Origin of the sequence: Arcticibacter sp. (assembly GCF_045629565.1) — a bacterium.
In the GTDB taxonomy this organism is placed as follows: Bacteria; Bacteroidota; Bacteroidia; order Sphingobacteriales; family Sphingobacteriaceae; genus Arcticibacter.
This window is the reverse complement of record NZ_JAZQRL010000100.1, coordinates 242069-248822: the sequence shown is the minus strand read 5'-3', so window position 1 is coordinate 248822 and position 6754 is coordinate 242069. Positions and strand designations below refer to the sequence as shown.

The following is a 6754-nucleotide window of genomic DNA, read 5'->3' as shown; positions in this document are numbered from 1 at the left end:
TCGTGCTGTAATCGAATCCGTCAGGCGATACCTTCTCGCCGGTGGGATGTTCGCCGGATTCAGTTAGTTGATTTTTTTGACAGGATAGCGTCGAGAAAGCCAGCACTGTCAGACATAAGTGGAGAAACGTCATTTTCATGCTGTGCCATGTGCATATATTATTCCAAATCAAATCACAGGAATAATAGACCTTACAGCGGCGTTTAAGGGCTTTAGTGTGTAGTACGCTTAACCGGGAACTTAATTTTCTGTACCCACTATGAGCAAATAAATTCACATGTGCATCACCCGAATACGATTTACTTTCCTCGCGCACGTTGAGTTTATTGATATATTTGAGATCAGGTGCCGGGTTAATCTGCCGCGATTATATCCGGTGCTATCTGGATTTATGAAAACACAAAAAGAAAAAATGTTTGACGGGGAGCCTTACGATGCTCACTGTGAAGAGATGATCAACATTCGGACACGGGTAAAAGGTCTTTTGCATAAGTTAAACGTGACGGAATATTACACAGAGAAATTCCGGGGTATCATGAATGAATTGTGCCCCAACTCAGCCAGCAATATTCACCTGGAACCTCCCTTCTACTGCGATTACGGGGATCATATTTACGCCGGCGATAACGTATTTATCAACTTTGGAGCCGTTATTCTGGACGGAGCGAAAGTGACGATCGGTGCACGTACACTTATCGCTCCCGGCGTACATATCTACACGGCAAAACATCCGTTGGATGCCGATGAGCGCGACCAATGGGAAAACTGTAGTCCGGTGACCATTGGCGAACGTTGCTGGATCGGCGGGCATGTTACCATTTGTCCGGGTGTAACTATCGGCGACCGTTGTGTGATTGGTGCCGGTTCTGTAGTAGTTAAGGACATCCCCGACGATTCACTTGCAGTTGGTAACCCTGCCCGGATAATCAGGAAGCTCAACCGTGCTGAAGGAGAAATAGATACGTATTTTTCCGGCAAGAAATAAAACAATATGCTCATTGATTAGTAATTACCTAATGTAATTCCTGACCAATGGCTAAAGAGAGAACAAACAAGGCCTCAAGGCGCAACTTTCTTAAACAATCTACATGGATAACGGTCGCGGCGATGGCTCCGCCCGTTGCTCTCAAGGCAGCGCGGGAGCAGTGGGACGAGCGGCTTGCATCTGCTATCGAGAACATCCCGTTTAGCGTTGAAGTAAACGGTACGTTGCACCAGGCGAAAATTGATCCCCGCGTTACACTTCTCGACTTTCTTCGTGAAAATCTCCAGTTAACGGGCACAAAGAAAGGCTGCGACTATGGGCAATGCGGAGCCTGTACTGTCCATGTTGATGGACAGCGCATCAACTCCTGCCTGACCCTGGCGGTAATGAATGACGGCCGGAAGGTGACAACGATTGAGGGACTGGCTGATGGTGCTGAGCTGCATCCTATGCAAGCTGCGTTTATCAAGCATGACGGCCTGCAATGCGGTTACTGCACACCAGGACAAATTATGTCGGCAGTTGCCTGCATCAGGGAAGGACATGCAGACAGTGACGAGGAAATACGCGAGTTTATGAGCGGAAACATTTGTCGCTGTGGCGCCTACCCCAATATAGTTGCCGCAATAAAAGAAGTAAAAGGAGGGCCGAAGGTATGAAGCAGTTTCAGTACGTACGTCCCACGGAGGCCAGCTCGGCGATCAGTGCGCTGCTAAAGGATCCCGAAGCGAAGTTTGTAGCCGGGGGAACTAACCTCCTCGATCTTATGAAGCGAGGAGTTGAAGCGCCGGAACGGCTTGTCGACATTAATCGCCTTCCTCTGAGAGATATAACAAAAAGTAGTCAGGGATTTAGTATAGGGGCACTGACGTTAAACAGCACCCTCGCAGAAAATAAGGAAATCCGCAAAGATCTGCCTCTCCTTTCGCAGGCACTGCTTGCAGGAGCATCGGCACAGCTTCGGAATATGGCAACGGTTGGGGGTAACTTATTGCAGCGGACACGTTGTCCCTATTTCTATGATACGTCTATGCCCTGTAATAAACGTATGCCAGGAAGCGGATGTGGCGCATTGAACGGATTTAACAGAATGCACGCGATCTTTGGGGCTAGTGAGCATTGTATCGCCGTGAATCCAAGTGATATGAACGTAGCGCTGACAGCTCTGGATGCCACTATTCACTTGTCCGGTCCGAGAGGAAAGCGGAATATTCCAATCCAGGACTTTCACCGGCTACCCGGTGACCAGCCTGAACGGGATACGGTAATCGGGAAGAACGAACTGATAACCGGAATAAGCGTTCCTACTTCAGCTTTGAAACATGTTCATTATCTTAAAATACGAGACAGAAGTTCTTATGCGTTCGCACTCGTTTCGGTTGCTGCGGCACTTGATATCCGGGGGAATACGATCCGCAAAGCGAGTCTCGCTATGGGTGGCGTTGCTCATAAACCATGGCGACTGGCCGAAGTGGAGAACTTCCTGGCAGGCAAGCAGATATCCGCGAACGTATTTCAGGAGGCAGGAACGCTGGCTATGCGCGGCGCCAGAGCCTATGAGCATAATGAATTTAAGTTGAAGCTAGGACCTCTCAGTATCGGACATGCGCTAAGCATTGCTTCAGGACTGGTAAAAGCATAAACCTCAGCAGATGGAAAAGATACCTCAGTCAGTAAGAGAACCCCTGCACAGGGTAGACAGCAGGCTAAAAGTCACCGGAGCAGCACGCTATTCCGCCGAGTACCCTCTCCCGGGTTTGGTATATGCCGCACTTGTGACGAGTACGATTGCAAAGGGAAGCATCAAGTCAATTGATAGCAAGGCGGCTGGTAACGCACCAGGGGTGCTGGCTGTCATTTCGCATAAGAATACCATAAGGCCTCCTGGCTATCCTGCAGATAATGAACATCCGACAGAACCGTCGACCCGCGGACAGCCGCTGAGGGTCTTCTATAGTAACCAAATTTATTTCAATGGTCAACCCATAGCTATTGTGGTTGCCGATACATTCGAGCGTGCAACCTATGCGGCGTCATTGGTTAAAATCGAATATTCAAAAGATGAGCATCGTACCGATTTTCATGCCAATACGGGAAAGGCGGTATTACCGGAATCAGCCAAAAAGAACCCCAGGTCTGCGCTAGCCGACTATGACCGGGGCGCGATCGATGGATATAAGCATGCAGCAGTTAAACTGGAAGCAGAATATGAACACCCCGCAGAGATGCACAATCCAATGGAGTTACAGGCGATTACTGTGCATTGGGAAGCGCATAACAAGCTTACACTCTATGATAAAGTGCAGGGAACGCAACCTACTCAGCAAAATTTCGCCAGAGAGTGGAAATTACCTGTCGAGAATGTGAAGGTGATCGCACCTTTCGTAGGTGGCGCATTTGGAAATGGCCTGCATAACTGGCCGCATGAAACCGCGGCGATCATAGCCGCAAAGATGGTGAAGCGACCGGTAAAACTTATGCTTACCCGCGAGCAAATGTTTTTCATGGTCGGCTACAGACCGCGGACCTGGCAGAAAGTAGGTATCGGTGCTTCGGTGGACGGAAGAATCGTAGGGATTTCACATTCCTCGATAGGACAAACATCTTCTTACGAGCAGTTTACCGAAAGCACTTTGCAGCAATCGAGGATGATGTACACTTCACCGAACGTGAGCACACGCTACAAGATCCTGCCACTGGATGTCAGCACCCCTATCTGGATGCGTGGCCCTGGCGAGGCGACCGGCGCATTTGCACTGGAAAGTGCCATGGATGAGTTAGCATACCTGTTGAAGATGGATCCGCTGGCCTTTCGGCTATTGAACTATACAGACGCTGATCCGGAAAAGAAGTTACCATGGTCGACCAAATTTCTGAAAGAGTGCTTTGAAATGGGTAGCAAGGCTATAGGTTGGGACAAAAGGAAATTAGAGCCGGGTACTTTGAGTGACGGACATTGGAAGATCGGATACGGCATGGGTGTAGGGACGTTTGGCGCAAATCGTGGAGGCGCTAAGGTTCGTGCGAAGCTTTTCGCTAATGGGTCCCTTGTGCTTCAGAGTGCTGTGACCGATATCGGTCCGGGTACCGGAACAGCGATGACGCAGGTGGCGGTAGACCATACCGGAATTTCTCCTAACAGCATTACTTTCCAGCTGGGCAATTCTGAGTTTCCTCAGGCGGGAAATCAGGGGGGCTCCTCCACGGTCAACAGTGTCGGCTCGGCCGTCATTGCGGCCTGTATGGCCCTTAAGAAGAACCTGTTGGCGCTCGCCGATAAGAATATTCCTGAGTTTAAAGGTCTGACCCTGGAGCAGGTGATCTTTGAAAAAGATGGTATCAGGCTCAAGGACAAAGACGTGGGTATGAGCCTTTCGGAGCTGATGAAGAAAAGTGGCACGGCCGACCTGGACGTTATTGAAGAAGCCAAACCGGGAGAAGAGCGAAAATCTTATTCTATGTATTCTTACTCCGTACACTTCGCCGAAGTGCATGTGCACTCCATCACGGGGATGGTAAAGGTGAAAAAAGTGGTGACCTGTGCAGATGCAGGGGTAATACTCAATAAAAAAACTGCAGGAAATCAGATGATCGGAGGTGTGACGGGTGGCATTGGTATGGCGTTGCAGGAAGACGCTGTGATGGACCATCGCTTTGGAAGGTATATCACGAAGGACTTTGCGGATTACCATGTACCCGTACATGCTGATGTGCCGGATATCGAGGTATTTTTTGCTGATAAGCCCGACTATATCGTTGACCCCATGGGAACTAAAGGTATAGGAGAAATTGCGATTATAGGGGTCGCTCCCGCCATCACCAATGCGATATTTAATGCCACGGGAAAACGTATCAGAAAATTGCCGGTAACCCCGGATAAATTAATATAATCAATATTCAAATTTAGACGATGATGTACGAACACGATCCATTAGGAAAGGAAAGAGAAAAGGAACAACCGACAAACAATGGTACTGAAAACCCGGAGGGGGATTATGAAGAAAATGATGTCGAACTGGAAGATGGAAGCGATGACCTGGTATCCCCGGATGCTGATGAGGGAGTAGACAATCTTGAATAAATGAAAAAGTTAGTGGTGTTAACAGGTGCGGGCATTAGTGCTGAAAGTGGTTTACAGACGTTTCGCGGATCGGATGGTCTGTGGGAAGGTTATGCCATTGAAGATGTTGCAACCCCTGAAGCCTGGGAGCGTAATCCTGTGTTGGTGCAGCAATTTTATAATGAAAGAAGGAAATCGGTTCTGAATGCGCAGCCTAATGCTGCGCATCTTGCCCTGGCGAAATTGCAGTCTGCTTTTGACGTCCGCATTATCACTCAGAATATCGATGATCTTCATGAGCGGGCCGGAAGCCGTTCTGTATTACACCTACACGGTCTGATTACGAAGTCTCAGTCGAGCAAATTTCCCTGGCTGACATATCCTTTAGAGGGACCGGAAATCAGAATGGGTGAACTTTGTGAGCGGGGATCTCAGTTAAGGCCTCATGTGGTCTTTTTTGGAGAGCCGGTACCCATGCTGGAAGAGGCAGCTGAAATATGTGCGGGAGCAGACGTTTTTGCTGTTATCGGAACGTCACTTCTTGTATATCCGGCTGCAGGACTGGTCGACTATGTCCCGGCCGGAATACCGAAGTTTGTAATTGATCCGGAAACTCCCAATGTGCGGGATGTTGAATTTGTGCGTATTCAGGAGCCTGCTAGCACCGGGGTATTAAAGATGATTGATATGTTATTTGCCAGTTAGGCGGTACTGGTTTCACTGTTGAGGAAAGTCCAGGCAAGTATGCGGCTCTTCTTTTGTCCCTGAGACATATGTATGGTTTTCACGGCTACCGCTCCATGATTTTTTAATTCATGATAACATCCGGGAAGGGTTTCCTTTTTTGAAATAAGAGAAGTAAACCATTTACAGGCACCGGCAAATTGTACGCTTTCTTTGATCATTTGACGTACGAAGCGCTCCTCTCCCCCTTCGCACCAGAGTTCTGTGTTCTGGCCTCCGAAGTTAAGGATATCCTTGTCGCGTCTTTGGTGGTTAAGATTCTTCCATTTTCTCCCTGAGCCTTCCAGAGCCGCCTGTCGGGAGGCATGAAACGGCGGATTACAAATACTGGCATCGAACTTTTCTCCTGGTTTGATAATACCAGCAAAAATATTCGTGACTGAGCTTTGCTTTCGGATGGAGATTGCTTTAGACAGCATGTTTGCCTCCACGATGCCTTTGGCGTTCTTTAAAGCCACTGCGTCAATTTCTGAACCTACGAATGTCCACCCGTATTCTTTATGTCCGATCAGGGGATATATGCAATTTGCGCCTACTCCAATGTCGAGTATCTTGATGTGCTTACCACGTGCGACTCCGGCTTCAGCATGCTCAGCCAGCAGATCGGCCAGATAGTGAATATAGTCTGCCCTCCCAGGTATGGGCGGGCAAAGGTAACCTTTGGGGATATCCCAAAGCTCTATCCCGTAAAAATGGTGAAGGAGCGATTTGTTCAGAATTTTTACCGCCTCAGGATCCTTGAAGTCGACCGACAGGTCGCCGTATTGGTTTGCAGCCACGTAGTTTGACAGCTCTTTATTACTCCTGATAAGTAAAGGGAAGTCGTACCTGTCCCGGTGCTTGTTCCGGGGATGCAGCATTTCTTTCTGGTCGGTATTTCTGTTCGGCTGGTCTGTCATTTCAGATGAATTCTCCGCGAAATTAGGCATTAAGCGGTATAACATAAATTCTTATCTTTAATTCCC

The 6754-nt window shown here is 48.5% G+C and carries 7 protein-coding genes; 6 read left to right on the top strand and 1 reads right to left on the bottom strand.

From position 1 onward, the window contains the following. The first annotated feature begins 391 nt into the window (after nt 1-391). Genes ACKI5J_RS12990 through ACKI5J_RS12965 form a run of 6 tightly spaced genes read left to right on the top strand, consistent with a single transcriptional unit; the run spans nt 392 to nt 5750 of the window. The gene (locus ACKI5J_RS12990; protein ID WP_407429905.1) at nt 392-985 is read left to right on the top strand and encodes a sugar O-acetyltransferase; all 594 of its coding nucleotides are present in this window, start codon (nt 392-394) and stop codon (nt 983-985) included. A gap of 47 nt (nt 986-1032) precedes the next feature. Beyond that, the gene (locus ACKI5J_RS12985; protein ID WP_407429904.1) at nt 1033-1644 is read left to right on the top strand and encodes a (2Fe-2S)-binding protein; all 612 of its coding nucleotides are present in this window, start codon (nt 1033-1035) and stop codon (nt 1642-1644) included. Further along, nucleotides 1641-2627, top strand: coding sequence for an FAD binding domain-containing protein (locus ACKI5J_RS12980; protein WP_407429903.1), 987 nt, complete (start codon nt 1641-1643; stop codon nt 2625-2627). Before ACKI5J_RS12985 ends, ACKI5J_RS12980 begins: the two co-directional genes overlap by 4 nt. 10 nt (nt 2628-2637) lie before the next feature. Beyond that, nucleotides 2638-4875, top strand: a complete 2238-nt coding sequence (locus ACKI5J_RS12975) for a xanthine dehydrogenase family protein molybdopterin-binding subunit (protein WP_407429902.1) — start codon at nt 2638-2640, stop codon at nt 4873-4875. A gap of 20 nt (nt 4876-4895) precedes the next feature. After that, nucleotides 4896-5066, top strand: coding sequence for a hypothetical protein (locus tag ACKI5J_RS12970; protein ID WP_407429901.1), 171 nt, complete (start codon nt 4896-4898; stop codon nt 5064-5066). After that, on the top strand, nt 5067-5750 hold the full coding sequence (locus tag ACKI5J_RS12965) for an SIR2 family NAD-dependent protein deacylase (RefSeq protein ID WP_407429900.1): 684 nt from the start codon (nt 5067-5069) through the stop codon (nt 5748-5750). Here the strand turns inward: ACKI5J_RS12965 and rlmF are convergent. Further along, nucleotides 5747-6733 (bottom strand): 23S rRNA (adenine(1618)-N(6))-methyltransferase RlmF, encoded by a 987-nt coding sequence (rlmF, locus tag ACKI5J_RS12960; protein WP_407429899.1) that lies wholly within the window; start codon nt 6731-6733, stop codon nt 5747-5749. The two genes, ACKI5J_RS12965 and rlmF, sit on opposite strands and share 4 nt — an antisense overlap. Nucleotides 6734-6754 lie beyond the last annotated feature (21 nt).